Origin of the sequence: Streptomyces sp. M41(2017), from assembly GCF_002078175.1 — a bacterium.
Taxonomy (GTDB): domain Bacteria; phylum Actinomycetota; class Actinomycetes; order Streptomycetales; family Streptomycetaceae; genus Streptomyces.
On record NZ_MWFK01000002.1, the window covers coordinates 1,652,568 to 1,676,336 of the forward strand.

A 23,769-nucleotide genomic window follows, 5' to 3' on the forward strand; every position below is an offset into this window, starting at 1 on the left:
GCCCGGCCTCGGGTCGTGGGCCCGGGACGGGAAGCGGGACCGTGACGGCCCGCGCGTCCCAGGCGTCCCGGGCGTCCCGGGCGCCCGACCGTCATGCCGCGTCGGGCCGTTCGGCCGCGGACAGGGCGGCGAGCGCGGCGGAGACGGCGTGCGCCGCGCCGATGTCGAGGCGGGAGCTGGTGCCCCGCGTCCGGTGGCGCACCTCTGACACGGCGAGGGTGAGCAGTTGGGGCAGCAGGTCCGTGCACCGGCGGGCGACCCAGCCCGTTCCCGCGGTGGCGAGCCACCAGAGGCTCGCCGAGCGGGTGGGGGCAGCGAACTCGGGTTCCCCCGACGGCGCGGCCCCGGTGGCGATGCCCCGGTCGGCGAGCAGGGCGTGGAAACGCAGGGCGAGTTGGCGGTGCCCGCGCTCCCCCGGGTGCAGCCGGTCGGCGCTCCACATGGCGCGGTCGGTCAGCCACTCCTCCTCGGCGGCGTGCAGATGCAGCGCCCCGTGCCGTTCTGAGAGCGCGTGCACGACGGCGTTGACCGCGCGCTGCCTGCGGGCCAGCGGGCGGGCGAGGGCCCCGGGCAGTCCGAGCATCGAGCCCGGATCCGGCAGGCAGGCCGTCATCAGCAGAGTGTCCCCCGCGCGGAACGCCGCGTAGACGGTGTCCAGCCGTTCGGCGACGGAGCGGATGTCGAACGTGCACCGGAGGGTGTCGTTGACGCCGATGACGACGGACACGACGTCGGGCCGCAGCGCCAGCGCCTCGGGGGTCTGCCGCTCCAGGACGTCCCGGGTCTGCGCCCCGCTGACCGCGAGGTTGGTGAACTCCACGGCCGCGTCCACCGGGGCGAGGCCGCGGGCGAGCAGTTCGGCCCAACCCCGCCACCGGTCCCCCAAGGGGTCGCCCACGCCTTCCGTGAGCGAGTCCCCGAGGACCACGAAGCGAAGCGGTCTCATGCCACGCCCTCCTGGACTTCCTGGATCCGGGGCGGGACCGCGACCGCGTCGTGCGCGGCGAGGAAGCCCGCGACGGCGGCGTCCCAGCCGAAGCACTCGGCACGCGCGCGTGCCGCGCCGCGCCGCTCGCTCTCGGGACGGCCGAGCACCAGCCCGACCGCGTCCGCGAAGGAGTCTCCGCTGTCGGCGGCGGTGGCTCCTGCGGACCCGAGGACCTCGGGCAGGGCGGAGAGCGAGCTGGCGACGACCGGGGTGCCGCAGGCCATGGCCTCCAGCGCGGCGAGCCCGAACGTCTCGGCCGGCCCCGGGGCCAGGCACACGTCGGCCGAGGCCTGGAGCGAACCGAGCAGACTGCGGTCGGCGACGTGCCCGAGGAAGGTGACGGGCAGCCTCCGTTCCCGCGCCCGCTGTTCGAGCCGGGCCCTGAGCGGCCCGTCGCCGGCGACGACGAGCACGGCGGGCCGCCCGCGCCGCAGCAGCGCTTCGAGGGCGTCGAGCGCCGTGCCGGGCCGCTTCTCCACCGAGAGCCGCGAGCACATGACGAGCAGGATCTGGTCGACGCGCGCGTGGCGGGCCCGCAGCGCCGGGTCGCGCAGGGCGGGACGGCTGCTCTCCAGGTCGACGCCGAGCGGGGCGCGTACGACGTTGCGGGCGCCGATACGGACGAACTCGCGCTCGGCGAACTCGGTGGTGCACACCACGCGCGCGTAGGAGTGGGCGGTACGGACGTTGAGGGCGTCGGCGGTCCGCCGGGCCATCGCCTCCGGCAGTCCCCAGGTCCGCAGGACACCGTCGGCGGTCTCGTGGGAGACCATCACGGCGGGGACCCGGGCTCGCCGGGCCCAGACTCCGGTCCAGCGCAGGGTGGTGCGGTCCGAGACCTCCAGGCGGTCGGGGGCGAGCGATTCCAGGAGCCGGGCCACTCTCCGTCGGTCGGTCAGCACGCGGTAGCCACCGGTCCCGGGCAGCAGCGGGCCGGGCAGGGTGATCACGCGCCCCTGCTCGGTCTCGTGGTCGCCGGCGCGCTCGCCGGGAACGACCAGCACCGGGTCGTGGCCCGCCGCCAGGTAGCCGGCGCCCAGTTCCCGCAGGGCGGTGCGCAGGCCCCCGGACGCGGGGGCGACGAAGTTGGCCAGCCGTACGATCCTGAGGCTCATGCCGCCACCAGCTTCCGTGCCGACAGGACGTCGTCGTAGTGGCCGATGAGCTGGTCGCCCACCGCGGCCCAGGTGCGGCCCTCGACCATGGCGTGACCGGCGGCCCCACAGGCGGCCCGCACGGCGGGGTCGGCGGCCAGAGTCAGCACCGCGTCCCGCAGGGCGTCGGGGTCGCGGGGCGGTACGAGGAGCCCGGTGCGGCCGTGGTCCACGAGGTCGAGCGGTCCGCCGGCGGCGGGCGCCACGACGGGTACCCCGCTGGCCATGGCCTCCTGGACGGTCTGGCAGAAGGTCTCGAAGGGGCCGGTGTGCGCGAAGACGTCCAGGGAGGCGAAGATCCGCGCGAGTTCGTCACCGGTGCGCCGGCCGAGGAAGGCGGCGCCGGGGAGGGCGGCCCGCAGGGTGGTCTCGCTGGGTCCGTCGCCGACCACGACGACGCGGACGCCGTCGAGTCCGCAGACCCCGGAGAGCAGTTCGACGTGCTTCTCCGGGGCGAGCCGGCCGACGTAGCCGACGATCAGCTCGCCGTTCGGGGCCAGCTCGCGGCGGAGCGCCTCGTCCCGGAGAGCGGGCCGGAAGCGCGCCGTGTCGACACCGCGCGCCCAGAGCCGGACACGGGGCACGCCGTGGGTCTCCAGGTCGGACAGGGCCGCGGTGGACGGAGCGAGCGTCAGGTCGGCGGCTGCGTGCACGGAGCGGATGCGCCGCCACGCGGTCGCCTCACCGGCGCTGATGTACGTACGGGCGTATCCGGCGAGGTCGGTCTGGTAGACGGCGACGGCGGGGATGCCGAGACGGGAGGCGGCCGCCATGCCGCGGACGCCGAGGATGAAGGGGCTGGCCAGGTGGACGAGGTCCGCGCGGTGTTCGGTGATGGCCGCGGCGACGCGTCGGCTGGGGAGGGCGACGCGGACCTGGGGGTAGCCCGGGAGCGGGAGGGAGGGGACACGGACGACGGGACACGGCGCGAGGACGTCGGGTCCGTTCCCGGCGGAGGTGGCCGGGGCGACGACGAGGGGAGCGTGACCGCGATCGACGAGGTGCCGGGCGGTCTGGAGCGCGCAGTGGGCCACGCCGTTCACATCGGGGGGAAAGGATTCGGTCACGATGACGACACGCATACGGGTGTTCTCGCCGTACTGGACGTGCCCGCGTCAACGTCGATCTTTGCCGACGGTGAACGTCCCGTGAGCGTTGCGCACCGCACCCGGCCAGGTCAGCCCCTGTCCACGCGACTCCGGCCCACGGGCCACCGCCCGTTCACACGGCGGGCATGTCGGGCCCGATCCGGCTCCTGACCGCTGTCTGGACCTCGGCCTCCTCGGCCGGATCCGCCGCCAGTCGGCGCAGTTGGTCCACCACGCGCGCGTCGCCGGTCTCGGCGTGCCGTGCGGCGGTCTCGCGGGTGGTCTCCTCGCAGTCCCACAGGCACTCGACGGCGAAGCCGGCGGGAAAGGAGGGGTCGGTGACGGCCAGGGCCCGCGCGGCCCGCTGGCGCAGGTGCGAGGAGGCGGTCTCCCGGTAGATGTGGCGCAGGACGGGTGCGGCGCAGGCGATGCCGAGCCGTCCGGTGCCGTCGACGAGGGTCCACAGCGTCGGCGCGTCGGGTCCTTCGCCCCGTACGGCCTCGCGCAGGGCGCCCAGCACGAGGTCGCGGTCCTGTGCTCCGCCGCGGCAGGCGAGGACGCGTCCGGCGGCGGCGCCGAGGGCGTCGGGCCGGTGCGCCCATCCGCGGGCCCGGTCGACCGCGGCGGCGCCGCGCATCCGCTCGAAGGCGTCGACGGCGGCCTCGGTGACACCGGTCGAGCCGTTCGCCACGGCCGCCTCGATCAGATCGAGGGCGTCGGGGTCGTTGCCGTCGGCGAGGTAGCGCAGGGCCGTGCAGCGCGCTCCCTCGGCGCCGTCGCGCGCCGCCTCGACGATCTCGGGCCGGTCCTCGGGGCCGGCGACGGCGGTCAGGCAGCGGGCGGCCGGCACATACAGCGCGGCTCCGCGGTCGATGCCCTGCTGGGCCCAGTCGAAGACGGCCTGCACGCTCCAGCCGGGGCGAGGCCCGGACGGGCGCATCTGGCGCTGCCAGCGGTCGAAGGACCCTGCCTCCTGGGCGGCACGCACGCGTGCGGCGACGGAGGGGCGCGGGTCGTCGGCCCACAGCCGCCAGGGCCGTGGTTCGAACGCGTCGCGCACGGCGGCGGTGAGGGCGGCCTCGCCCTCGGGGTCGGCCGGGAACCGGGCGAGGGTCGGGACGGCGAGCGCCCGCAGCCCGGCGTCGTCGTCCCGCAGGGCGAGTTCGTCGAGGGCCCAGGCCCAATTGGTGCCGGTGGCGGCGTACCTGCGCAGCAGCGCGAGGGCGTCCTGCCTGCCGTAGGAGGCGAGGTGTCCGAGGACCGCGAGGGACAGCCCCGTGCGGGACTCGCAGTCGTCGAGGACGTCCTCGGCGTCGAAGAGGTGCCGCTCGATCTCGTCCAGCCCGCCGGCCAGATCGAGGTAGAGACGGGCGTAGTACAGGGAGCGGTTCTCCACCTGCCAGTCGTGGCGGGGATCCCGCAGCACACAGTGGTTCAGCGCCGCGAGCGCTTCGGCGCGCGGTGCGGTGAGCGCGTGCAGCGTGCCGTCGCCGCGGCCCCTCTGGAGCAGGCCGAGCAGCGTACCGCTGGGCGCTATGACCGGATCGAACATGGGAAACAGCCTCACATCAAGCGTCGACGCAACCGGGATCCTGCATTACCTGGCCGCGTGACAACACGTCGGGGCGCCCGCCGTCTCTTGCTTGCTGTAGACCATCTTCCTCTGCCTCTCGTCGGTGGCCCATACGGGCCGCGTCACGGTCCGCGCGGTGCGGCAACATCTGCCCGGCCATCACGTCCGTGAATCACGTCGTCATGATGACTCGGCAGTTCTTCCTGCCGCGACCGTATTTCCGGCGGCCCCGTTCCGCCTCCCCTTTTTCTTGCGTCGCGCCTGGTCAGAGCGCCGACGTCAGAGCGCGCCGAACAGTTCGAGCACGTCGGTCTTGGCGAACATGCGGGCCGTGTCGACCGCCGAGGGCGTGCCCGCGGCCGGATCGGCACCGGCGGCCAGGAGAACCCGGACGACCGCGTCCTCGCCCTTGAAGACGGCCCCCGCGAGCGGGGTCTGGCCGCGGTCGTTGACCCGGTCGGCCTCGGCGCCGCGGTCCAGCAGGGCGCGGACCGCCTCCGCGTGGCCGTGATACGCCGCGAGCATCACGAGCGAGTCGCCGCGGTCGTTGGTGAGATTCGCCGGAACGCCCGCGTCCACGTACGCCACGAGCGTCTCCGTCTCGCCGCGCCGCGCCAGATCGAAGATCTTCGTCGCGAGCTCCACGACCTCGGGGTCGGGGACTTCACTCATCGGGGCGGACCGCCTCTCAGTGCAACCGTTCGGGTGAATCGACAGGGTACTGGCTCCACGGGCACATGACCGGCATCGCCTGCGGCAAAGATCACAAAAGGCGCGCAAGGCGCAACAGACCAGCTCAGGCGGCCCAAGAGAGCTCCATCGCACGAGTGAAAACAGCCGAATTTCACCCAGTTGCACCTTTTATCGTATGGATACATTCTGTGATCCTGGAACAACTCATGGTGACTGTCCCCACGAACCAGGAGAGCTCAAATGATTCTGTCCATGTCAGGCGTCGTCCTTCTCGGCATCATCGTCTTCCTGTTCTTCAAGAAGGACGGGCTGAAGGCGTCGCACGCTCTGGTGGCCGCACTCTTCGGCTTCTACCTCGCGAGCACGGCCATCGCACCGAGCATCAAGGCCGGCGGGGAGAGCCTGGCGGGCCTCCTCGGCGGGATCAAGTTCTGACGACGTCCCCCCACTTCGTACGCACCTTCAGGAGACAGCAGTGGCTCGGCGCCCTCTCCCCCGCATCCTCGTCAACGGCAACGCACACATCGCCAAGAGCCGGGAGCTGGCCCGGACGGCAGCCGACAGCGCCACCGACGTCCTCCATCCACTGATCACGGTCACTCGTGGACTGCGCCGGCTGGCAGCCGCCGGACGGCGCAAGTGGGCCGCCACGCCCAAGGACCGGCGCGGACCACTGCTGTTCCTGGTGGCCTCCGTGATCCTGGTGGTGGCTCTGGTGCCGTACGGACCGCTGCTCGCCGTCATCAGCCTGATGGCGGCGGCAGCCTGGACCGGCCGGGAACGCACCCCGCCGCCCCCGACCGGTCCCGACGAGGCACAGACCGGACGCCTCCAGTCGCTCTACGAGGCCCTCGTGCCGTACTTCTCCGCGGCCGAGGACCCCGCTCCCCTCTACGCCCACGGCGGCGACTGGGAGAAGGCCTTCGCCTCGTACGACTTCGACGACGACGGCCGGGTCTCCCGTCTCCTCGTCCGCTACCCGGCGTACTTCACCGACGGCGAGCCGGACGCCCGCGCTCGGATCGAACAGCTGCTGTACGCCAAGTCGGGCCGCGGCCGCGAGTACCACTTCGAGTGGGACGAGGAGGGCAACGAACTCACGGTCACCGTCCTGCCGCCGCTGCCCACCGACATCACCGCCCAGCGCTTCGTCACCGCGCCCGGTGAGACGGTCCTCGGCTTCACCGACCCCACCGACGTCCAGCGCACGCTCCCCCTCACCTACGGCGAGGAGCAGCGGGACGTCCCGCCGGTCGTCTGGCGCACCGGCGTCCGCTCGACGGAACCGCACCTGCTCATCGCGGGCGAACCGGGCACCGGCACGACCACACTCGTGCGTTCCATCGCTCTCCAGGCCCTTCAGTACGGCGACGTCGTCATCGTCGACGGCGGCGGCACCGGCGAGTACGCGTGCCTGACCGGGCGGGACGGCGTCCTGGCCGTCGAGTGCGGAACGGCCGGCGCGCTCGGCAGCCTGGAGTGGGCGGCGAACGAGACGGAGCGGCGGCTGATCGCCGCGAACCGCGCTCTCCAGTCGGGGCATCCCACTCCGGACGACATCAAGAACCCGCTGTGGATCCTGGTCGACCGGCCGACCGCGCTGGCCCACCTGGCCACCGCCGACGGCCGCACGGACCCGCAGTCGCTGCTCCAGGTGCCCCTGCGGCACGGCCGGGCGGCCGGTGTCACGGTCGTGGTGGCCGAGCACTTCGAGCACCTCGACTTCCTCAGCGACGCGGTACGGCAGCACACCCGCGCGCGCGTGGTGCTCGGACCGGCCTCCGCGGGCCAGCTGGAGATGATCCTCGGGGCGCCGCCGCACACCACGCCGACCCGCGACGTGCCGCCCGGTCGCGGCTACGCCCGGCTGGGCACGGGACCCGTCCTGCGCCTCCAGGTCCCGGCCACGCCCGACCCGTACGACGACGCGACGAGCGAGACGCAACGGCGGGCAGTGCTCGACCTCCTCCCGGAGCGGACCACTCCGGCGGACGCGGAGCCGGTCCCCTCGGAACCGGTCCCCTCGGAGCCGGTCCCCTCGGAGGTCGCCGGGGTCGCGGTCGCGGAGGGATAGAGCCTCCCCGGGCGAGTCGTCCACCGCGTCCCACGGCGGACGACTCGCCCGAGAGCTTGACGCGTACGACACAGGGGCGGAGACCCGAGCCGGGTCTCCGCCCCTGTGTCATGCCGCCTGTCCTTTCACCGACCGGACAGGCGGCCGGACGCCGCCTGCGCCGTCCGGGCCACGAACGCTTCTAGGCCACGAACGTGCGCGGGCTGTCGTCGCCCCCGCTGACACCCGTCTCCACGAGGCGGGCCGCCGCGGCGAGCCGCATCGCCGCCTCGTCCGCGACCGCGCCGCCCACGGTGAAGGGCAGCCGCACATAGCCTTCGAAGGCACCGTCCACCCCGAAGCGGGGCCCGGACGGGACCCGGACGCCCACCCGCTCGCCGACCTCGGCGAGCCGCGAGCCGGACAGCCCGCCCGTCCGCACCCACAACGTCAGACCGCCGCGCGGAACCGAGAACTCCCACCCGGGCAGTTCCCTGCGGACCGCCGTGACGAGAGCGTCGCGGTTCTCCCGGGCCTGCGACCGGCGAATGCCCACCGCCTCCTCCCAGCCCCCGGTGCTGAGCAGCCAGTTCACGGCCAGCTGTTCCAGCACGGGCGTGCCGAGGTCGGCATACGCGCGCGCGGCGACCAGGGAGCGGATGACGTCCGGAGCGGCCCTCACCCACCCGATCCGCATGCCCGCCCAGAAGGCCTTGCTCGCCGAACCGACGGTGATCACGGTCGAACCGGCCGGATCGAACCCGCACACCGGCCGGGGCATCTCGACCCCGTCGTCCAGGTGGAGTTCGCTCATCGTCTCGTCGACGACCAGCACGGTCCCCGCCGAGCGGGCCGCGTCCACCAGTCCCCGCCGCTGCTCCTCGCTCGCGAGCGCCCCGGTCGGGTTGTGGAAGTCGGCCACCACGTAGGCGAGCCGGGGCGCGGCCTCGCGCAGGACCTGCCGCCAGCGGTCCATGTCCCAGCCGGAGAGCCCCTCGGCCATCGCGACGGGTACCAGCCGAGCCCCCGCCTCGCGCATCAGCTGGAGGATGTTGGCGTAGGAGGGCGACTCGACCGCGATGCGCTCACCCCGGCCCCCGAACAGATGGCAGATCGCGTCGATGGCGCCCATCGCGCCGGTGGTCACCATGATCTGCTCGGGCATGGTCGGGATCCCGCGCGCGGTGTACCGCTCGGCCAGCATGGCGCGCAGGGCGGGCAGCCCGGCGGGGTAGTCGCCATGCGTGTGCGCGTACGGCGGCAGCTCCTCCAGCGCGCCCTGCACGGCGCGCGTCAGCCACGGCTCGGGGGCGGGCAGCGCGGCGCAGCCCAGGTCGATCATCGACCCGAGGGTCTCGGGCGGCAGGGGCTCCAGCCCGCGTGCGGGCAGCGGGTTCCCGGCGGGCACGGCGGTCCAGCTGCCGGCTCCGCGCCGGGACTCCAGGAAACCCTCCGCGCGCAGCGCCTCGTAGGCGGCGGCGACGGTCGTACGGCTGACGGACAGGGCCAGCGCCAGTTCGCGCTCGGCGGGCAGCCGCGCGGCGACCGGAACGCGTCCTTCGAGCACGAGCAGGCGGACGCCGTCGGCGAGCGCGCGGTACGCGGGCGGGCGCCGGGTCCCGGGCCCCGCGGGGCGCTCCTGCTGGGAGTTGAGGAGCCGGGCGAGCTGAGCGGCCCCCACCGCCGAAGTCCACTGCGCCATGATTCCAGTCCACCTTCCCCGAATTGGCCATGGTTACGGCCACTTCCCACGCCACAGAGTGTCATGGGTCAGGCCACTATCACCACCGGGGGGCATCCCATGACCGCACGTTCCGAGTCCGCACCCGTCCCGGACTCGGCGCCCGACCCCGCCGTGCCCTCCGGCCCGCGGCGACTCCCCCGCCGTCTCGTCCAGCTCTACGCCGGCCTGGCCCTGTACGGCGGGAGTTCGGCCCTGCTCGTGGAGGCGGGACTGGGCCTGGAGCCGTGGAACGTGCTGCACCAGGGGCTGGCCGAGCTGACCGGTCTGACGATCGGCGTGGTGTCGATCATCGTGGGCGCGGCCGTGCTGCTGCTGTGGATCCCGCTGCGCCAACGCCCCGGGCTCGGCACGGTGTCCAACGTCTTCGTGGTCGGCATCGCCATGGACGGCACGCTCGCCGTCGTTCCCGACACGCACTCCCTGGCCGTACGTGTCCCGCTGCTGCTGGCGGGTGTGGTGCTGAACGGCATGGCGACCGGTCTCTACATCACGGCGGCCTTCGGTCCGGGACCCCGGGACGGTCTGATGACCGGACTGCACCGGCGCACGGGCCGCTCGGTGCGTCTCGTCCGTACGGTCCTCGAAGTGGCCGTCGTCGCGACCGGCTTCGCGCTGGGCGGCACGGTGGGCGTCGGCACGGTCCTGTACGCCGTCGCCATCGGACCGCTCGCACAGCTCTTCCTGCGGGTGTTCGCCGCCCGGCCGGCACCGGCCGGCAGCGCCTCCGTTGCCACCGGTCAACCGGAGGGCGCCATACTGCCCGGGTGAGCACGCGCATACGCCACCCGTACCTCGACCACCCCGGCCCGATCCCCTTCGCCCACCGGGGCGGTTCGGCGGACGGTCTGGAGAACACGCTGACCCAGTTCCGGCGGGCGGTGGACGCCGGGTACCGCTACATCGAGACCGACGTGCACGCGACGGCGGACGGCAGGCTCGTCGCCTTCCACGACGTGACCCTCGACCGGGTCACGGACGGCGCGGGCCGGATCTCCGACCTCCCCTGGGAGGACGTACGCCACGCGCGCGTGGCGGGCACCGAGCCGGTGCCCCTCTTCGAGGAACTGCTCGAGACGTTCCCCGAGGTGCACTGGAACGTCGACGTGAAGGCCGAACCCGCCCTCCTGCCGCTGCTGGACCTGATCGGCCGCACGGACGCCTGGGACCGGGTCTGCGTCGGCTCGTTCTCCGAGGCGCGCGTCGTCCGCGCCCAGCACCTGGCCGGCCCCCGGCTCGCGACCTCCTTCGGCACTCGGGGGGTACTGAACCTGCGGCTGCGCTCATGGGGCGTCCCGGCCGCGGTCCGCCGCTCGGCGATCGCGGCACAGGTCCCCGAGGCCCAGTCCGGTGTGCCGGTCGTCGACCGTCGCTTCGTGCGCGCCGCCCACGCGCGCGGGCTCCAGGTGCACGTCTGGACCGTGAACGAACCGCAACGCATGCACCGGCTCCTGGACCTGGGGGTCGATGGCATCATGACCGATCACATCGACACACTGCGCAAGGTCCTGGAAGACCGGGGCAGCTGGTTCTGAGCCTGTTCGCGCGGTCCGTTCACGGGGAAACGAGGGCACGGGTGAGCACGGACACCGTGCGGGCGGGGGCGGCCGGGGAGGCCGCCGAGCGCCGACGCGAACAACACGGCTGGTACTTCTACGACTGGGCGTGCTCCGTCTACTCGACGAGCGTGCTGACCGTGTTCCTCGGCCCCTATCTGACCGCGGTGGCCAAGCACGCGGCGGACGCGGACGGATTCGTGCATCCCCTGGGGATCCCGGTCCGCGCCGGTTCCTTCTTCGCCTACGCGGTCTCCGCGTCCGTCATCGTGTCGATCTTCGTGATGCCGCTCGCCGGGGCGGCCGCCGACCGCAGCGGCCGCAAGAAGCCCCTGCTCGCGGTGGCCGCCTACCTGGGCGCCGCGGCCACCACGGGCATGTTCTTCCTGGACGGCGACCGCTACCTGCTGGGCGGCCTGCTGCTGATCGTCGCGAACGCCTCGCTGGCCGTGTCGATGGTCCTCTACAACTCCTACCTGCCGCAGATCGCCCCGCCGGAGGAGCGCGACGCCGTCTCGTCCCGCGGCTGGGCCTTCGGGTACGCGGCCGGCTCTCTGGTCCTGATCGCGAACCTCGTCCTGTTCACGGCCCACGACAGCTTCGGCGTCTCCGAGTCGACGGCCGTCCGCATCTGCCTGGCCTCGGCCGGCGTCTGGTGGGGTGCCTTCACCCTCGTCCCGCTGAAACGGCTGCGGGACCGCCGAGCGCCGGCCGCGTCGGCCGGACAGCCGTCCGCCCACGGATGGCGGCAGCTGGCGGCCACGGTGCGCGACATGCGCGGCAAGCCGCTGACCCTGTCGTTCCTGCTCGCCTATCTCATCTACAACGACGGCATCCAGACGGTCATCTCGCAGGCCTCGGTCTACGGCTCCGAGGAACTCGGCCTCAGCCAGTCGACCCTGATCGTGGCCGTCCTGCTGGTGCAGGTGCTCGCCGTGGGAGGCGCCCTGGGCATGGGCCGGCTCGCCCGCACGTACGGCGCGAAACGCACCATCCTGGGCTCGCTCGTCGCCTGGACGCTCACGCTCGGCGCCGGGTACTTCCTGCCCGCCGGGGCGCCGGTGTGGTTCTTCGTCCTCGCGTCCGCCATCGGTCTCGTCCTGGGCGGCAGCCAGGCCCTGTCCCGCTCCCTGTTCTCGCACCTGGTGCCGCGGGGCAAGGAGGCCGAGTACTTCTCCGCGTACGAGATGAGCGACCGCGGAATGAGCTGGCTCGGCCCGCTGCTGTTCGGGTTGACGTACCAGCTGACGGGTAGCTACCGGGACGCGATCATCTCGCTCGTGGCGTTCTTCGTCATCGGCTTCGTGCTGCTCGCGAGGGTCCAGGTGCGGCAGGCGGTCCGCGACGCGGGCAATCCCGTACCCGAGAGGATTTAGCGTCCGGGCCCAAAGAGCGGTAGTGTACGCGTTTGGCCTGCCTGGCGTACCGTTACTGCGCGTCAATGATACTGAAGCGTTGGGTGACATCTGATGCCAGATGTGACAAACCGGGCGACGGTGGGTACAACAAGGGGCGGCTACGACGGCGACGCATGACCCGTTAACGGGAATCTTTACCGCCGACCGGACGTTGACCGGATGACGACGACAGCGACACCTGTCCTGTGGGCGACAAGCCCGGGAGGCACGATTCATGAGTGAGCGAGCTCTTCGCGGCACACGCCTCGTAGTGACCAGCTATGAGACGGACCGCGGCATCGACCTGGCTCCGCGCCAGGCCGTGGAGTACGCATGCGAGAAGGGACATCGTTTTGAGATGCCCTTCTCGGTGGAGGCCGAAATTCCGGCGGAGTGGGAGTGCAAGGTCTGCGGGGCCCAGGCACTCCTGGTCGACGGCGACGGCCCTGAGGAAAAGAAGGCCAAGCCCGCGCGCACGCACTGGGACATGCTGATGGAGCGGCGCACTCGCGAGGAGCTCGAAGAGGTCCTCGAGGAGCGCCTGGCCGTTCTGCGTTCCGGCGCGATGAACATCGCGGTGCATCCGCGCGACAGCCGCAAGTCCGCCTGACCCCCCGGGGTCGAGCGGCATACCGCACACGCCGAGGCCGCGGACACCGTACGTCATGTACGGGGTCCGCGGCCTCGTGCGTTGTGCTCGGCACGATGACGGCCCGCTCGGCATTCCGCCCGTCGTCGCGCCGGTGCGGCACCGGATGGGACAGGCCTCCGCCGGGAAGCGGGCGGCTCCCCGGCGGTCAACATTGGCATCGCGCGGCTCAGCGGTGGTGCTGTGGTCGCGCTAGCGGTTCAGCGGCGGGTACTGCTCGCCGGGCTCGCGCGGCTCGTCGTGGTGGATGACCTCGCCCTGGACCACCTTGCCGTCGGGGCGGTGCATCCGGGCCTGCTGGAAGGCACCGCCGACGGTGCCGGCCGGGGCCGCGCCCATCGTGCGGTCGAGAGCGCGCTGCGCGTACCGGCTGAGGAGCTTCTGGACCGGGGGGATCAGCAGGAGGAGACCGAACGCGTCGGAGATCAGCCCCGGGATCATCAGGAGCAGGCCGCCGAGCATCATCATGCCGTTGCCCCCGCCGCCCTCGGTCGTGGGCGCGACACCGCTCTGCTGCTGTTGCAGGGTCTGGCTGAGGTTCCTGAAGGCTCGGCGGCCGGCCCGCTTGATCACCACGGATCCGAGCACGATGCCGCCGACCAGCAGCAGGAACACGAGCAGGCCGCTGGTCGCCCGGGCGACCATCACCAGGAGCCAGATCTCCAGCACCAGCCACACCGCGACGCCGAGCGGCAGGAACGTGCGCAGCCGCGAGCGCCGCGGTCGTGCGGAGCGGGTGGGGGTGGGAGCGCCAGTCGTCATGCTCCCAGTGTGCCTGGGCCGGGCTCAGTACGGGATAAGCGGATGATCAATCCCCGCTGTGCGACCCGTTCGGATCCCTCAGGGCTGTTTGCGGCCCGTGATCCGTCCGACGCGCTCGCCCACACCCCACGTGGTGACGCGCCACAGCGCCTCCACCAGGATGTCGCGGCTCATCTTGGAGTCACCGAGTTCCCGCTCCACGAACGTGATGGGGACCTCGACGACGTGATAGCCGGCCTTCACCGCTCGGCGGGCCAGGTCGACCTGGAAGCAGTAGCCCTGGGAGGCGACCTCGCCGAGGCCGAGTCCTTCGAGCGTCTCCCGGCGGAAGGCGCGGTAGCCGCCCGTCACGTCGCGGATCGGTACGTCGAGCAGGACGCGGGAGTAGAGGCTGCCGCCGCGCGAGATGAACTCACGGGACTTCGGCCAGTTCACGACCCGCCCGCCCGGCACCCAGCGCGAGCCGAGCACCAGGTCGGCGCCCTTGAGGGCGGTCAGCAGGCGGGGAAGCTCCTCGGGCTGGTGGGAGCCGTCGGCGTCCATCTCGATGAGCACGCCGTAGTCGTGCTCGATGCCCCAGCGGAAGCCCGCCAGGTAGGCGGCGCCGAGGCCCTCCTTGCCCTTGCGGTGCAGCACCTGGACGTTCTCGTCCGCGGCGGCCAGTTCGTCGGCCAGTTTGCCGGTGCCGTCGGGGCTGTTGTCGTCCGCCACCAGCACGTGCGCCTCGGGCACGGCCGCTCGCACCCGGCTGACGATCTTCTTGATGTTCTCCGCCTCGTTGTAGGTCGGAATGATCACCAAGGCCGTGCCGAGCGGGCCGAACCGCCTCCCCTGGGCTTCCGCCGCGAGGGTCCCGTCGCCGTCGTTCACTGCTGCCCCTTCGTCCGTACGCAGGGGACCACCATAATGCGCCCGGCCTGCACTGCTGTGACGCAGCGTTCGGCCGGGGGTGTCGAATGCGGGTGAGCTCGAGGAGAGGGGTCGCGCGGAGGCGACATCGCGTCTGCGGATCGGGGCCCGGCGCCCTTCGGGCCGACCAGGGACCCGCTGGCTGCGGGTCGACCGAAAGCCGTTGTCTACTGAACGTCCGGGCCCCACCCGGGTCGCACCTGCCGACTTGTCGGAACGTTCCCTCGCCTCGCTGCGCGGGCGCTGGGCCTGGCTGCCAGTGGCCGTGCGCCGGTGCGGCGCACCACCCCTGACCCAGCGGCACTGCGAGGCAGCGCGGAAGCTCCCCGGTCGGACGTCCGGTGGTGGACGCGGCCGAACCTACCGGCACGCTGCGGGCGGCTGTCAACCGCCCTGTGAGCTGAGCGTTCTCCGTAGCACCCCTGGTGGGCCCGGAGGATGCGCAGGTCGCGCGACGGCGTGACGGCCGGTGATCGCGCCCGCGGGGCCCCGGGACATCACTCGTTAGGCCGTACGAATACCGTCCGTCCGCCGACCACGGTGCGCAGACAGACGGGCAGGTCGTTCCCGGGGGTCAGATCGGGCAGTCCCGGGGTGCCCGAACGCGGGTCGGTGGACCAGCGCGCGACCCGGTCGTCGGGGGCCTGCACGACCAGTTCGGCGGTGCGCCACACGGCGTAGTCGGCGGGCGCGCCCGGCACCAGCACGCCGGCGTCGTCGCGACCGACGGCCCGCCAGCCGCCCCGGGTGTGGGCCGTGAAGGCGGCGCGGACCGACACCCGGTGCTCGGGGGTGCGGTGGAAGGCAGCGGCTCGGACGGTGCCCCAGGGGTCGAGCGGGGTCACGGGGCTGTCGGAGCCGAAGGCCAGCGGTACGCCGGCGCGGAGCAGGGAGGCGAAGGGGTTGAGCGTGCGCGCGCGTTCGGCGCCGAGTCGCTGGGCGTACATGCCGTCCTCGCCGCCCCAGAGCGCGTCGAAGGCGGGCTGGACGGAGGCGGTGAGGCCCAGTTCGGCGAAGCCCGCGACGGTCTCCGGCGTGAGCATCTCGGCGTGTTCGACCCGGTGCCGTGCGGCGCGGACCCGGGCCAGGCCGACCTTCTCCGCGGCGGCGCGGACGCCGTCGACGACGGAGGCCACGGCGGCGTCCCCGATGGCGTGGAAGCCTGCCTGGAGGCCCGCCTCGGTACAGGCCACGACGTGCGCGGCGACGGCGTCCGTGTCGAGGTGGGCGACGCCGGTGTGGTTCCCGTCGAGGTAGGGCTGGTGCAGACAAGCGGTGTGCGATCCGAGGGAGCCGTCCACGAAGAGGTCGCCGGCCGCGCCGGCGGCGCCGAGGGCCCGCACCTTGTCGACGTCGCGCTCGGCCCAGTAGCCGACCACGCGCGGGCCGGGCTCCTCGGCGGCGAGCCGCAGCAGGCCCGTGAAGTCGTCCTCGGAGGAGATCTCGGGCCCGCCGCACTCGTGCACGGAACCGATGCCGAGCGAGGCGGCGTGGGCGAGCGCGGCCCGCTGGGCCTCGGCGCGCTGGACGCCGCCGATCGCGCCGAGGGCGGCGGCACGCACCGCGTGGTGGGCGTCGCCGGTCAGCGGGCCGTCCGGCGTGTACCCGGTGCTCGCCGTGACGCCGCCGACCAGGTCCAGGAGCGCGGTCGTGGCGACGGCGGAGTGCACGTCGATGCGGGAGAGGTAGAGCGGTCGTCCGCCGGCGGCCTCGTCGAGTTCGGCGCGGGTCGGGGGCCGGCCGCCGGGCCAGCGGGCCGCGTCCCAGCCGTGGCCGAGGAGCACCCGGTCGGCGGGACGTGAGGCGGCGAACTCCCGGACCCGGGCGAGCGCGGCGTCGAGGGACGGCGCGTCGGACAGGTCGAGGCCGGTGAGCGCGAGTCCGGTGGCGGTGGTGTGCACGTGGGCGTCGGTGAACGCCGGGGTCACCAGGGCGCCTTCCAGGTCCACGACCTCGTCGACCCCGGAGGCGAAGGCGTCGGCGGCTCCCTCCGAGCCGACCCAGGCGACTTGGCCGCGCTCGACGACCATGGCGGTGGCGAAGGGGTCTGCGGGACTGTGGACTTCTCCACCGCGCAGCAGCACGGTGACCGACGGGGCGGTGCTCTCACTCATGGGACCAGTCTCCCGCCTCCCCGGCACCGGCTCTCGCCCGGGTGGTCGCCCGCGGGCGGTCCGCCCCCTCATTCCCTGCCACTGCCCTGCCACCGCCACGGCGGTGGCGCACGGCCCCCGCGCCGCCCACGGGGCCCGAGGAGGGCCCTGGAGGCGCCCGGAGTGGCCTCGCCCGGTCCGCGGTGCGCCTGTACGCGCGCGTGCGCGTGCAGGCGCGCACGGGCGCATGACGCGGGCAGGCGCGGAGACAAAGGAACGAGTCAGGGTCGCGGCCGACCCATACCGGCACTCACTCCCGGCCCGCGCTCACGTCCGGTCCGTCGTGAGGGGTCAGATGCGCGGGGGGCGCGCTTCGTACGGGGTCGACAGGACGACCGTCGTGCGGGTCGACACGCCGGCGAGGCTGCGCAGCCTCGCCAGGAGTTCCTCCAGCTCGTGCGGGGTGGAGACCCGCACCTTGAGGATGTAGTTCTCGTCGCCCGCGACACTGTGGCAGGCCTCGATCTCCGGTACGCCCGCGAGGCGTTCGGCGATGTCGTCCGGCGCGCTCGGGTCGAACGGCTTCACCGAGATGAAGGCGGTCAGGGGCAGCCCGACGGACTCCGGGTCGACGACGGCGGCATAGCCGCGGATGACGCCACGCTGCTCCAGCCGGCGCACCCGCTGGTGCACGGCGGACGTGGACAGGCCCGTGGCCTTGCCCAAGTCGGTGTAACTCATCCGCCCGTCTGCGACGAGCAGCTGCACGATCTGTCGGTCCAGCTCCTCCATGGCGCAAGAACCTACAGGGCCCTTGATCCCCGGGGTACTCGGCGGCGCAGGTCATAGCCGGTTTGTGATGTGGCTTAGAGTCACGTCTGCGCCACCGGGCGGACAGATCCGCCCGGCCAGGCACCTGCGGGCGGCATGTGACGAACGCCACATGGATGCAACCGGGTCCGTGATGTTCTCGTGATTACCGCAGAGACGGGGCGGGAAGTGCTTGCTGTGGTCGAGGTCGCAGCGCCTTGTCGGCCCACCCGAGGGGGAGAATCCCATGCAGAGTCTTAAGCGCCCTGGTCGTACCGCGCCCAAGCGGCAGCAGCCCGCACTCGAACCCGAGCCGGAGGGTGTCGAATCCGACGCTCTGGACGGTGACGAGTTCGACGCGTACGACACTTTCGAGATGTACCGGGTGATCTGCCCGGACTGCGCGCAGCCGATCGCGCTCCTGGCGGACGAGGAGGTCCTGCCGGAGCACGCGCTGTGTGCCTCTCCGTGGAACCCGTTCGGGCTCACGGTCTGCTCGGGCACGGGCCGCACGGCCGCCGACGCGCGGCCGGCCGACGAGTCCGTGGAGCCCCAGGAGCAGGACACGGCCCTGCTGTTGACGCTCCCTCAGGGCCTCGACTGGCGGACGCAGCCGTTCTCCCACGTGGGTGGACCCGGCTCGCGCCCGGTCCGTGTCCTCCCGCTGATGCGAGATCAGGCCGCCTGAACGGCAGGCTCGTTCACCGGTCGATGCCCGGCCCGTCCCAGTAGCTGCCCTGCACCATGGCCCGCAGGCTGTCGTGGTGCAGGATCAGCGTGTCCGGGTCCCGGGGGACGGCCACCTCACCGAAGTGCACCTGGCGGTAGGCGATGCGCAGCATGACGATCGCGTGCCGCAGCGCGGCGTAGAGCGTGTAGAAGTCCATGTCGCGGGGCGTGTGTCCGGTGAGCCGGGCGTAGCGGGCCTCGACGCGGTCGCGGCGCAGGAACGCGGGCAGCCCCGGCTGCCCGAAGCCCTCGGTCAGGTCCTGGAAGAAGCGGTGCAGGTAGACGGTCCAGCCGAGGTCGACCTCGCGCGGGGCGGGTGCCGCCATCTCCCAGTCCAGCACCGCGACCGGGTCGAACCCGTCGTAGATGACGTTGCCGATGCGTGCGTCGCCCCAGTTGAGCACCGCCTCGCCCTCGTCGCGCGGCCACAGCTCCTCGATCCGGTCGAAGGCGCTCTCGACGAGTGGTGAGGGTGCCAGCCCGTGGATCACCCAGGCGTAGTAGGCGCGTTGGGCTGCCACATGGCGGCGCAGCGGGCTTCCGTCACCGGGCAGGTGCAGGAAGTCCGCTTCCCGCACGGGGACTTGGTCGTGGAGTCGGGCGATCAGCGCGACGGACGCCGCCTCCAGGTGCTCGCGTTCGGAATCGCTCGCCGCGTGCAGCCAGTTCCCCGCGTACGTGTAGGGCATGACGTCCGGAGGGACGCGTCCGGCGATGCGCTCCATCACGAAGAAGGGCACCCCGAGCGGGCCGGGGTCCTCCTCCAGCCAGCGCACCTGGGGGACCGGCAGGTCGCTGTGTTCGGCGACCAGGCGCATCGTGCGGTACTGCCGGGCCATGTCGTACACCGGGAACACGCTGTAGGCGGCGGGGTCGGCGGCTGCCCTCAACGCGCAGGCTCTCAGGGGTGGTTCGGGGTGGTCGATGTCGAAGAGCAGGGTCTCGCTGGACATGCCGTTGGACTCGGGGACCCGCACGTCCACCGCTCTGGCGCCCGGGAGACGGGCGTCGAGCCAGGTCGTCAGGCGCCGGGCGAGGTCCCCGGGGTCGCGGGTGGTCGTGCGCGGGCGGGGTGCCGTGGCCATCGCGCCACTCCTCTCAGGGTGCGACCGAGTCGAACCCGGTGAAGCCGCTCGGGTCGTGGCGGCCGAACGAGCCGTGTTCGAAGATCCCGTGTCCCACCTGCCCGTCGAGGGTGAAGCGGGCGGCGTGGTCGGTCACCCCGTAGCCGGCGAGGGGATGGGCGTCCGGGTCGGCGAGGTCGTGGACGCGCCGGTCGGTCCACCCGCGGCCCCGCCAGGTGCCGTGCTGCCAGTCGTCGGCGGGCGGATATCCCGCGCCGATCGCGAGCGGCGACGAGCAGAGCACCTCGACGTCCAGCTCCAGCGGTTCGCGGTCCCGCGGGTCGGTGAGGTGGAGGACCGCGGAGGTGGGCCGACGAGTGCCGGTGACGTAGGTGATGTCGGCCTGGGGCCAGCCGAGTTGGCGGTCGCGGTGACCGTCGCGCACGAGGGTCGCGTCGTTCAGGGTGCGGTACCCGTCGGCGTCCTCCTGGACGACGACCATCAGGAAGCGGTCCTCGAACCGCACCGGGCACCAGATCCAGTGGAACCCCTCGGCCGGGTTCTCGGCGGCGAGCCGGCCGCCCTCCTCACCCGGGATCGGCCGCACCCCCCAACTGCGGTCCCGGGTGCCGGTCCACTCCCCCGCGCCGACCGGGATCTCGTCGCCGTCGACCCGGATGACGCCCTCGACGCCGCCCGCCTGGACGAAGCGGCGGCCTTCCAGGGTGAGCCTGCCGCCGCGGCGCTGGACGTGGTGCGGCTCCCAGAGGGCGGGGAAGTCGGCCGTCCAGGTGAGGTCGTACGCGAGGGACGCGTCGTCGGACCGCAGGCGGAACCGGCGCAGCGGCTCCTCGACGGTGATCCGGAAGGGGCCGACGGCGAGGTCCATACGGTCGTCGCCGAGCGCGTCCGAGGCACGGACGGCGTGCAGACGGTCGCCGCGCCGCAGGGTGGCGTACGCGTCGATCACCCCGACGTTCGGGTAGACGCCGAGGCCGAGGATGAGCAGGGCGCGGCCCGCGTGGTCGAGGACGTGGAAGATGCAGCGGTCGTAGGCGTTCCGGTCGCCGCCGGCCACGTGTTTCATGGACAGCGGGACCTGGTGCACGGGGTATTCGTCGAGGGGGACGGGGCGGTCGTCGGTCACGGCATGCCTCCCTGGGCGCGCGGCAGTTGACGTCGCCCGGAGGGGTACGGCCCCCGGCGGCAGAGTTGACGGTACGTCAGATGAAGGTCGGGGGCCAGACACCGTGTACGCGGCCGGCACCCCGCACGGGGTCCGTCGCGAACGCACACCCGAATCCGCGGGCGGGTGACCTGTCCGCCCGCCGCACCGTTGCCCCGGTATGAACCCCACCCAGGCTGCGACCGGGCGTCGACGCCGGATTCTCGTCCCGGTTCCGGCAGAATCGGTTCACCGTGCACCTCCGCCCCAGGCTCCGCCCGTGCCGGATCCGCCCATCTACCGCGCCCTGATGCGGGCGTGGGCCGACCGCGGCCGCACGCTCCCGGGGCGCCACGACCCGGAGTGGGTGCGCCTCTCGGCGCCGTCGGCGATGTACGGGTACAGCGCTTTCGGCGCGGGCCAGGACCCGCGCGGTGAACCGCGTTTCGTCCCGGTCCGCGACGCGCGGAACGAGGGGCAGTTCAACGCGTCCAGGGATCCGCGCAACGAGTTCGGTGTGACGCCGGACCGGCGCGGCGAGTTCGGCGTGGGGCCGGACCCGCAGGGCGGTTTCGGGGCGCATCGGGGCCCGCGCGGTGATCTCGGCGCGGGCGCGGGCCGGGACCCGCAGGGCGCCGCTCGCTGACCGAGCGCCCGAATCCCGGACCACGGACGCGCGTCGGTGACATCGCCGGGAGCCGGACCGCCGACCACACGGAGGCGGATCCGGCAGGCCCGTTCGCCGTCATGGCGACCGCCCCCGCACCGGAGCGCGCGGGGAGAGCCCTGCCGCCCGCCCCGTGCGTGAGAGCTCTGCTCCCGGGCCCGGGCGCACAGGGAGGACTCCGCCCGGGCGGCGACACCGGGCCGCCCGTGGCCGCCCGCCCGAGAACGCGTCCCGGCGCCTGACACCGAACCCCGACGGGCCCGCCCGGCAGCACGACCGACCTCCCCTCCCGTGCGCCGGGCCGACCCTGTGTGGACAGCGACGCATCCAATTCCGCCGCTCGGCAGGGGGAGTTGGCGGTCCGGGCCTGCGCGACGGCGAATTGGTCCGAACCATTGACGCAGTGGTCTAGTCCTCCTAGGGTTCCCCCAACGCCTCACCGCGTTCATGCCCATCGGCATGGGACGGCCCCTCACGGCCGTCGGCAGGTCCCGGCACGAACACCCCACGCTCCCCTCCCCCACGAGGAGAACCGATGCTCCGACCGCACCTCCCCCGCGCCCTCTCCCCCGTCAGGCGTTCCCTCCGCGCCAGAAGCACATCGGTCCGCGCCCTCGTCTCCGCCGCGTGTTGCGCCGTCCTCGGCGCGGGACTGCTGGCCGGCGCCGGCACCGCGACGGCCGACGCGGGCGCATCCGGCAGGACCACCACGAGCACCGTAGGGTCCGCGAACGCCGCGGCAGCGGGCTCCAAGGTCGTCGGCTACTTCACCGAGTGGGGGGTCTACGACCGGAACTACCACGTCAAGAACGTCGAGACGTCCGGCTCGGCCGCCAAGCTGACCCACATCAACTACGCGTTCGGCAACGTCACCGGCGGCAAGTGCGCCATGGGCGACTCCTACGCGGCGACCGACAAGGCCTACACCGCCGACCAGTCGGTCGACGGCACCGCCGACACCTGGGACCAGCCGCTGCGCGGCAACTTCAACCAGCTGCGCGAACTGAAGAAGAAGCACCCGAACCTCAAGGTCCTCTGGTCCTTCGGCGGCTGGACCTGGTCGGGCGGCTTCACGGAGGCCGCCAAGAACCCGGCCGCGTTCGCCCAGTCCTGCTACGACCTGGTCGAGAACTCCAAGTGGGCGGACGTCTTCGACGGCATCGACATCGACTGGGAGTACCCCAACTCCTGCGGTCTGTCCTGCGACACCAGCGGCAGGGCGGCGTTCAAGAACGTGATGGCCGCGCTGCGCGCGAAGTTCGGCAGCGGCAACCTGGTCACCGCGGCGATCACGGCCGACGCCACCACCGGCGGCAAGATCGACGCCACGGACTACGCGGGCGCGGCGCAGTACGTCGACTGGTACAACCCGATGACGTACGACTTCTTCGGCGCCTGGGACGCGACCGGCCCCACGGCCCCGCACTCGCCGCTGAACTCGTACACCGGCATTCCGAAGGCGAACTACTACACCTCGGCGACCATCGCGAAGCTCAAGGGCCTCGGCATCCCGGCCTCGAAGCTGCTGCTCGGCATCGGCTTCTACGGGCGCGGCTGGACCGGCGTCACCCAGGCGGCACCGGGCGGCACGGCGACCGGCCCGGCGGCGGGCACGTACGAGCAGGGCATCGACGACTACAAGGTGCTCAAGACGAAGTGCCCGGCGACCGGCACGGTGGCGGGCACCGCGTACGCCAAGTGCGGCACCAACTGGTGGAGCTACGACACCCCGTCGACCATCGCCGGCAAGATGAGCTACAAGAACGCGCAGGGCCTGGGAGGCACGTTCTTCTGGGAGCTGAGCGGTGACACCTCGAACGGTGAGCTGATCAAGTCGATCAACTAGCCTTCACAGCATGCGAGTCGGGGCGGACACCGGTCATGGTGTCCGCCCCTTCCGCATGAGCCGCATGAACCACGTGGGCCGAGCGGGCCGCGTGGGGCGTCGCGTGCGCTTCAGCCGTCCCTGCGGGCATCCGGCGGCGCGGCGTACGAGGGGTCGATCTCCTCGACCGCGCGCATCGTGCCGCCGAGCATCTTGACCAGCAGCTCGCGCATGATGTCGCGCGACACCGTCTGGTGGCCGATCCAGTCGAGGGTGGCCCCCTCGACGCCGTGCAGCCAGCCGAGGAGCGCGATGCGCGGCAACGGCCCGATCCCGCCCCGGCCGTACGCCCCTTCGGCGATCGTCTCGACGATCACCTCGCGCACGCCCTCCCGGATCGCCTGCACCTCGGCGTCGAAGCCGACACCGCCCGCGATGATGGTGCGGTAGGCGGCCTGATTGTGCTCGGCATAGCGGAGGTAGCCGTCGATGGTGCGGTGGACCCGCTCCACCGGGGGGAGTTCGAGGCCGCTCGCGGCGCGTGAGACGAGGTCCGCGACCGAGTCCTCGACGATGGCGAGGTAGTAGCCGCGCTTGGACTTGAAGTAGTAGTAGATCAGCCCCTTGGCGACGTGTGCCTGCCGCGCGATGTCGTCCATGGAGAGTGCGTCGTAGGACGTGTCGGCGAACAATCTCCGCCCGATGGCGATGAGTTCGGCGCGACGCGCCAGTGAGCGGTCGGTGCCGCGCGCGCGTGGGCGCTCGACATCGTGCTGTTGACTATTATTCAATTCCGGCCCTGGTCTCCGACTGCCGACGGAACATCCGCAGTATGGCAGAACCGTGCCGACCG

The 23,769-nt window shown here is 72.7% G+C and carries 21 protein-coding genes and 1 pseudogene; 9 read left to right on the forward strand and 13 right to left on the reverse strand.

Annotated elements, in window-relative coordinates; all coding sequences use genetic code 11:
• Nucleotides 1-91: 91 nt before the first annotated feature.
• The 5 genes from B0675_RS33010 to B0675_RS33030 form a co-directional block, all read right to left on the reverse strand.
• Nucleotides 92-946, reverse strand: a complete 855-nt coding sequence (locus B0675_RS33010) for an SGNH/GDSL hydrolase family protein (RefSeq protein WP_081223270.1) — start codon at nucleotides 944-946, stop codon at nucleotides 92-94.
• Complete coding sequence (locus tag B0675_RS33015) at nucleotides 943-2,103, reverse strand: glycosyltransferase (protein WP_081223271.1); 1,161 nt, start codon at nucleotides 2,101-2,103, stop codon at nucleotides 943-945. The genes B0675_RS33010 and B0675_RS33015 overlap by 4 nt, the downstream gene beginning before the upstream one ends.
• The gene (locus tag B0675_RS33020; protein ID WP_081223272.1) at nucleotides 2,100-3,224 is read right to left on the reverse strand and encodes a glycosyltransferase family 1 protein; all 1,125 of its coding nucleotides are present in this window, start codon (nucleotides 3,222-3,224) and stop codon (nucleotides 2,100-2,102) included. The genes B0675_RS33015 and B0675_RS33020 overlap by 4 nt, the downstream gene beginning before the upstream one ends.
• A gap of 139 nt (nucleotides 3,225-3,363) precedes the next feature.
• Complete coding sequence (locus tag B0675_RS33025; protein WP_081224027.1) at nucleotides 3,364-4,782, reverse strand: hypothetical protein; 1,419 nt, start codon at nucleotides 4,780-4,782, stop codon at nucleotides 3,364-3,366.
• A 300-nt stretch (nucleotides 4,783-5,082) separates the two neighbouring features.
• Nucleotides 5,083-5,475, reverse strand: a complete 393-nt coding sequence (locus B0675_RS33030; RefSeq protein ID WP_081223273.1) for an ankyrin repeat domain-containing protein — start codon at nucleotides 5,473-5,475, stop codon at nucleotides 5,083-5,085.
• A gap of 261 nt (nucleotides 5,476-5,736) precedes the next feature.
• On the opposite strand from B0675_RS33030, the gene B0675_RS33035 reads away from it, so the two are divergent.
• On the forward strand, nucleotides 5,737-5,931 hold the full coding sequence (locus B0675_RS33035; protein WP_037621052.1) for a hypothetical protein: 195 nt from the start codon (nucleotides 5,737-5,739) through the stop codon (nucleotides 5,929-5,931).
• A 40-nt stretch (nucleotides 5,932-5,971) separates the two neighbouring features.
• The gene (locus B0675_RS33040) at nucleotides 5,972-7,570 is read left to right on the forward strand and encodes an ATP-binding protein (RefSeq protein WP_081223274.1); all 1,599 of its coding nucleotides are present in this window, start codon (nucleotides 5,972-5,974) and stop codon (nucleotides 7,568-7,570) included.
• A gap of 181 nt (nucleotides 7,571-7,751) precedes the next feature.
• Here B0675_RS33040 and B0675_RS33045 read toward each other — a convergent pair whose 3' ends face one another.
• Nucleotides 7,752-9,251 carry a PLP-dependent aminotransferase family protein gene (locus B0675_RS33045; RefSeq protein WP_081223275.1) on the reverse strand — a complete coding sequence of 500 codons (1,500 nt, stop codon included), beginning with the start codon at nucleotides 9,249-9,251 and terminating at the stop codon, nucleotides 7,752-7,754.
• Nucleotides 9,252-9,314: 63 nt separating this feature from the next.
• On the opposite strand from B0675_RS33045, the gene B0675_RS33050 reads away from it, so the two are divergent.
• From B0675_RS33050 to B0675_RS33065, 4 genes are all read left to right on the forward strand, one after another.
• Nucleotides 9,315-10,061, forward strand: coding sequence for a hypothetical protein (locus tag B0675_RS33050; protein ID WP_241540073.1), 747 nt, complete (start codon nucleotides 9,315-9,317; stop codon nucleotides 10,059-10,061).
• Nucleotides 10,058-10,825, forward strand: coding sequence for a glycerophosphodiester phosphodiesterase (locus B0675_RS33055; RefSeq protein WP_081223276.1), 768 nt, complete (start codon nucleotides 10,058-10,060; stop codon nucleotides 10,823-10,825). Before B0675_RS33050 ends, B0675_RS33055 begins: the two co-directional genes overlap by 4 nt.
• A 41-nt stretch (nucleotides 10,826-10,866) precedes the next feature.
• Nucleotides 10,867-12,222, forward strand: coding sequence for an MFS transporter (locus B0675_RS33060; protein ID WP_081223277.1), 1,356 nt, complete (start codon nucleotides 10,867-10,869; stop codon nucleotides 12,220-12,222).
• A 256-nt stretch (nucleotides 12,223-12,478) separates the two neighbouring features.
• Nucleotides 12,479-12,853 carry an RNA polymerase-binding protein RbpA gene (locus tag B0675_RS33065; RefSeq protein WP_081223278.1) on the forward strand — a complete coding sequence of 125 codons (375 nt, stop codon included), beginning with the start codon at nucleotides 12,479-12,481 and terminating at the stop codon, nucleotides 12,851-12,853.
• 231 nt (nucleotides 12,854-13,084) lie between these two features.
• Here B0675_RS33065 and fxsA read toward each other — a convergent pair whose 3' ends face one another.
• From fxsA to B0675_RS33085, 4 genes are all read right to left on the reverse strand, one after another.
• Nucleotides 13,085-13,654, reverse strand: a complete 570-nt coding sequence (fxsA, locus tag B0675_RS33070; protein ID WP_081223279.1) for an FxsA family membrane protein — start codon at nucleotides 13,652-13,654, stop codon at nucleotides 13,085-13,087.
• Nucleotides 13,655-13,732: 78 nt separating this feature from the next.
• Nucleotides 13,733-14,524, reverse strand: a complete 792-nt coding sequence (locus B0675_RS33075) for a polyprenol monophosphomannose synthase (RefSeq protein WP_081223280.1) — start codon at nucleotides 14,522-14,524, stop codon at nucleotides 13,733-13,735.
• A 536-nt stretch (nucleotides 14,525-15,060) separates the two neighbouring features.
• Nucleotides 15,061-16,677: an amidohydrolase gene (locus B0675_RS33080; protein WP_081223281.1), complete on the reverse strand. Its 1,617-nt coding sequence runs from the start codon at nucleotides 16,675-16,677 to the stop codon at nucleotides 15,061-15,063.
• A gap of 330 nt (nucleotides 16,678-17,007) precedes the next feature.
• On the reverse strand, nucleotides 17,008-17,448 hold the full coding sequence (locus B0675_RS33085; RefSeq protein ID WP_081223282.1) for an Lrp/AsnC family transcriptional regulator: 441 nt from the start codon (nucleotides 17,446-17,448) through the stop codon (nucleotides 17,008-17,010).
• A gap of 265 nt (nucleotides 17,449-17,713) precedes the next feature.
• Between B0675_RS33085 and B0675_RS33090 the strand changes: the two genes are divergently transcribed.
• Nucleotides 17,714-18,154 carry a hypothetical protein gene (locus B0675_RS33090; RefSeq protein WP_081223283.1) on the forward strand — a complete coding sequence of 147 codons (441 nt, stop codon included), beginning with the start codon at nucleotides 17,714-17,716 and terminating at the stop codon, nucleotides 18,152-18,154.
• A 13-nt stretch (nucleotides 18,155-18,167) separates the two neighbouring features.
• Here B0675_RS33090 and B0675_RS33095 read toward each other — a convergent pair whose 3' ends face one another.
• Both B0675_RS33095 and B0675_RS33100 read right to left on the reverse strand, forming a co-directional pair.
• On the reverse strand, nucleotides 18,168-19,280 hold the full coding sequence (locus tag B0675_RS33095) for a phosphotransferase family protein (protein WP_081223284.1): 1,113 nt from the start codon (nucleotides 19,278-19,280) through the stop codon (nucleotides 18,168-18,170).
• A gap of 13 nt (nucleotides 19,281-19,293) precedes the next feature.
• Nucleotides 19,294-20,406, reverse strand: a complete 1,113-nt coding sequence (locus B0675_RS33100; protein ID WP_081223285.1) for a hypothetical protein — start codon at nucleotides 20,404-20,406, stop codon at nucleotides 19,294-19,296.
• Nucleotides 20,407-20,605: 199 nt separating this feature from the next.
• On the opposite strand from B0675_RS33100, the pseudogene B0675_RS41600 reads away from it, so the two are divergent.
• Nucleotides 20,606-20,809, forward strand: a pseudogene (locus tag B0675_RS41600) (hypothetical protein); the annotation flags it as partial.
• 817 nt (nucleotides 20,810-21,626) lie between these two features.
• Complete coding sequence (locus B0675_RS33110) at nucleotides 21,627-22,937, forward strand: glycoside hydrolase family 18 protein (protein ID WP_081223286.1); 1,311 nt, start codon at nucleotides 21,627-21,629, stop codon at nucleotides 22,935-22,937.
• Between the two features lie 110 nt (nucleotides 22,938-23,047).
• Here B0675_RS33110 and B0675_RS33115 read toward each other — a convergent pair whose 3' ends face one another.
• Nucleotides 23,048-23,707 carry a TetR/AcrR family transcriptional regulator gene (locus B0675_RS33115; RefSeq protein ID WP_081223287.1) on the reverse strand — a complete coding sequence of 220 codons (660 nt, stop codon included), beginning with the start codon at nucleotides 23,705-23,707 and terminating at the stop codon, nucleotides 23,048-23,050.
• Nucleotides 23,708-23,769 lie beyond the last annotated feature (62 nt).

Bases quoted from the DNA above. Each gene is read 5' to 3' on its own strand.
- B0675_RS33030 (WP_081223273.1), bottom strand. From the start codon at position 5,475: ATGAGTGAAGTCCCCGACCCCGAGGTCGTGGAGCTCGCGACGAAGATC.
- B0675_RS33025 (WP_081224027.1), bottom strand. From the start codon at position 4,782: ATGTTCGATCCGGTCATAGCGCCCAGCGGTACGCTGCTCGGCCTGCTC.
- B0675_RS33045 (WP_081223275.1), bottom strand. From the start codon at position 9,251: ATGGCGCAGTGGACTTCGGCGGTGGGGGCCGCTCAGCTCGCCCGGCTC.
- B0675_RS33015 (WP_081223271.1), bottom strand. From the start codon at position 2,103: ATGAGCCTCAGGATCGTACGGCTGGCCAACTTCGTCGCCCCCGCGTCC.
- B0675_RS33020 (WP_081223272.1), bottom strand. From the start codon at position 3,224: ATGCGTGTCGTCATCGTGACCGAATCCTTTCCCCCCGATGTGAACGGC.
- B0675_RS33090 (WP_081223283.1), top strand. From the start codon at position 17,714: ATGCAGAGTCTTAAGCGCCCTGGTCGTACCGCGCCCAAGCGGCAGCAG.
- B0675_RS33065 (WP_081223278.1), top strand. From the start codon at position 12,479: ATGAGTGAGCGAGCTCTTCGCGGCACACGCCTCGTAGTGACCAGCTAT.
- B0675_RS33085 (WP_081223282.1), bottom strand. From the start codon at position 17,448: ATGGAGGAGCTGGACCGACAGATCGTGCAGCTGCTCGTCGCAGACGGG.
- B0675_RS33095 (WP_081223284.1), bottom strand. From the start codon at position 19,280: ATGGCCACGGCACCCCGCCCGCGCACGACCACCCGCGACCCCGGGGAC.
- B0675_RS33035 (WP_037621052.1), top strand. From the start codon at position 5,737: ATGATTCTGTCCATGTCAGGCGTCGTCCTTCTCGGCATCATCGTCTTC.
- B0675_RS33110 (WP_081223286.1), top strand. From the start codon at position 21,627: ATGCTCCGACCGCACCTCCCCCGCGCCCTCTCCCCCGTCAGGCGTTCC.
- fxsA (WP_081223279.1), bottom strand. From the start codon at position 13,654: ATGACGACTGGCGCTCCCACCCCCACCCGCTCCGCACGACCGCGGCGC.
- B0675_RS33010 (WP_081223270.1), bottom strand. From the start codon at position 946: ATGAGACCGCTTCGCTTCGTGGTCCTCGGGGACTCGCTCACGGAAGGC.
- B0675_RS33080 (WP_081223281.1), bottom strand. From the start codon at position 16,677: ATGAGTGAGAGCACCGCCCCGTCGGTCACCGTGCTGCTGCGCGGTGGA.
- B0675_RS33050 (WP_241540073.1), top strand. From the start codon at position 9,315: ATGGGTCAGGCCACTATCACCACCGGGGGGCATCCCATGACCGCACGT.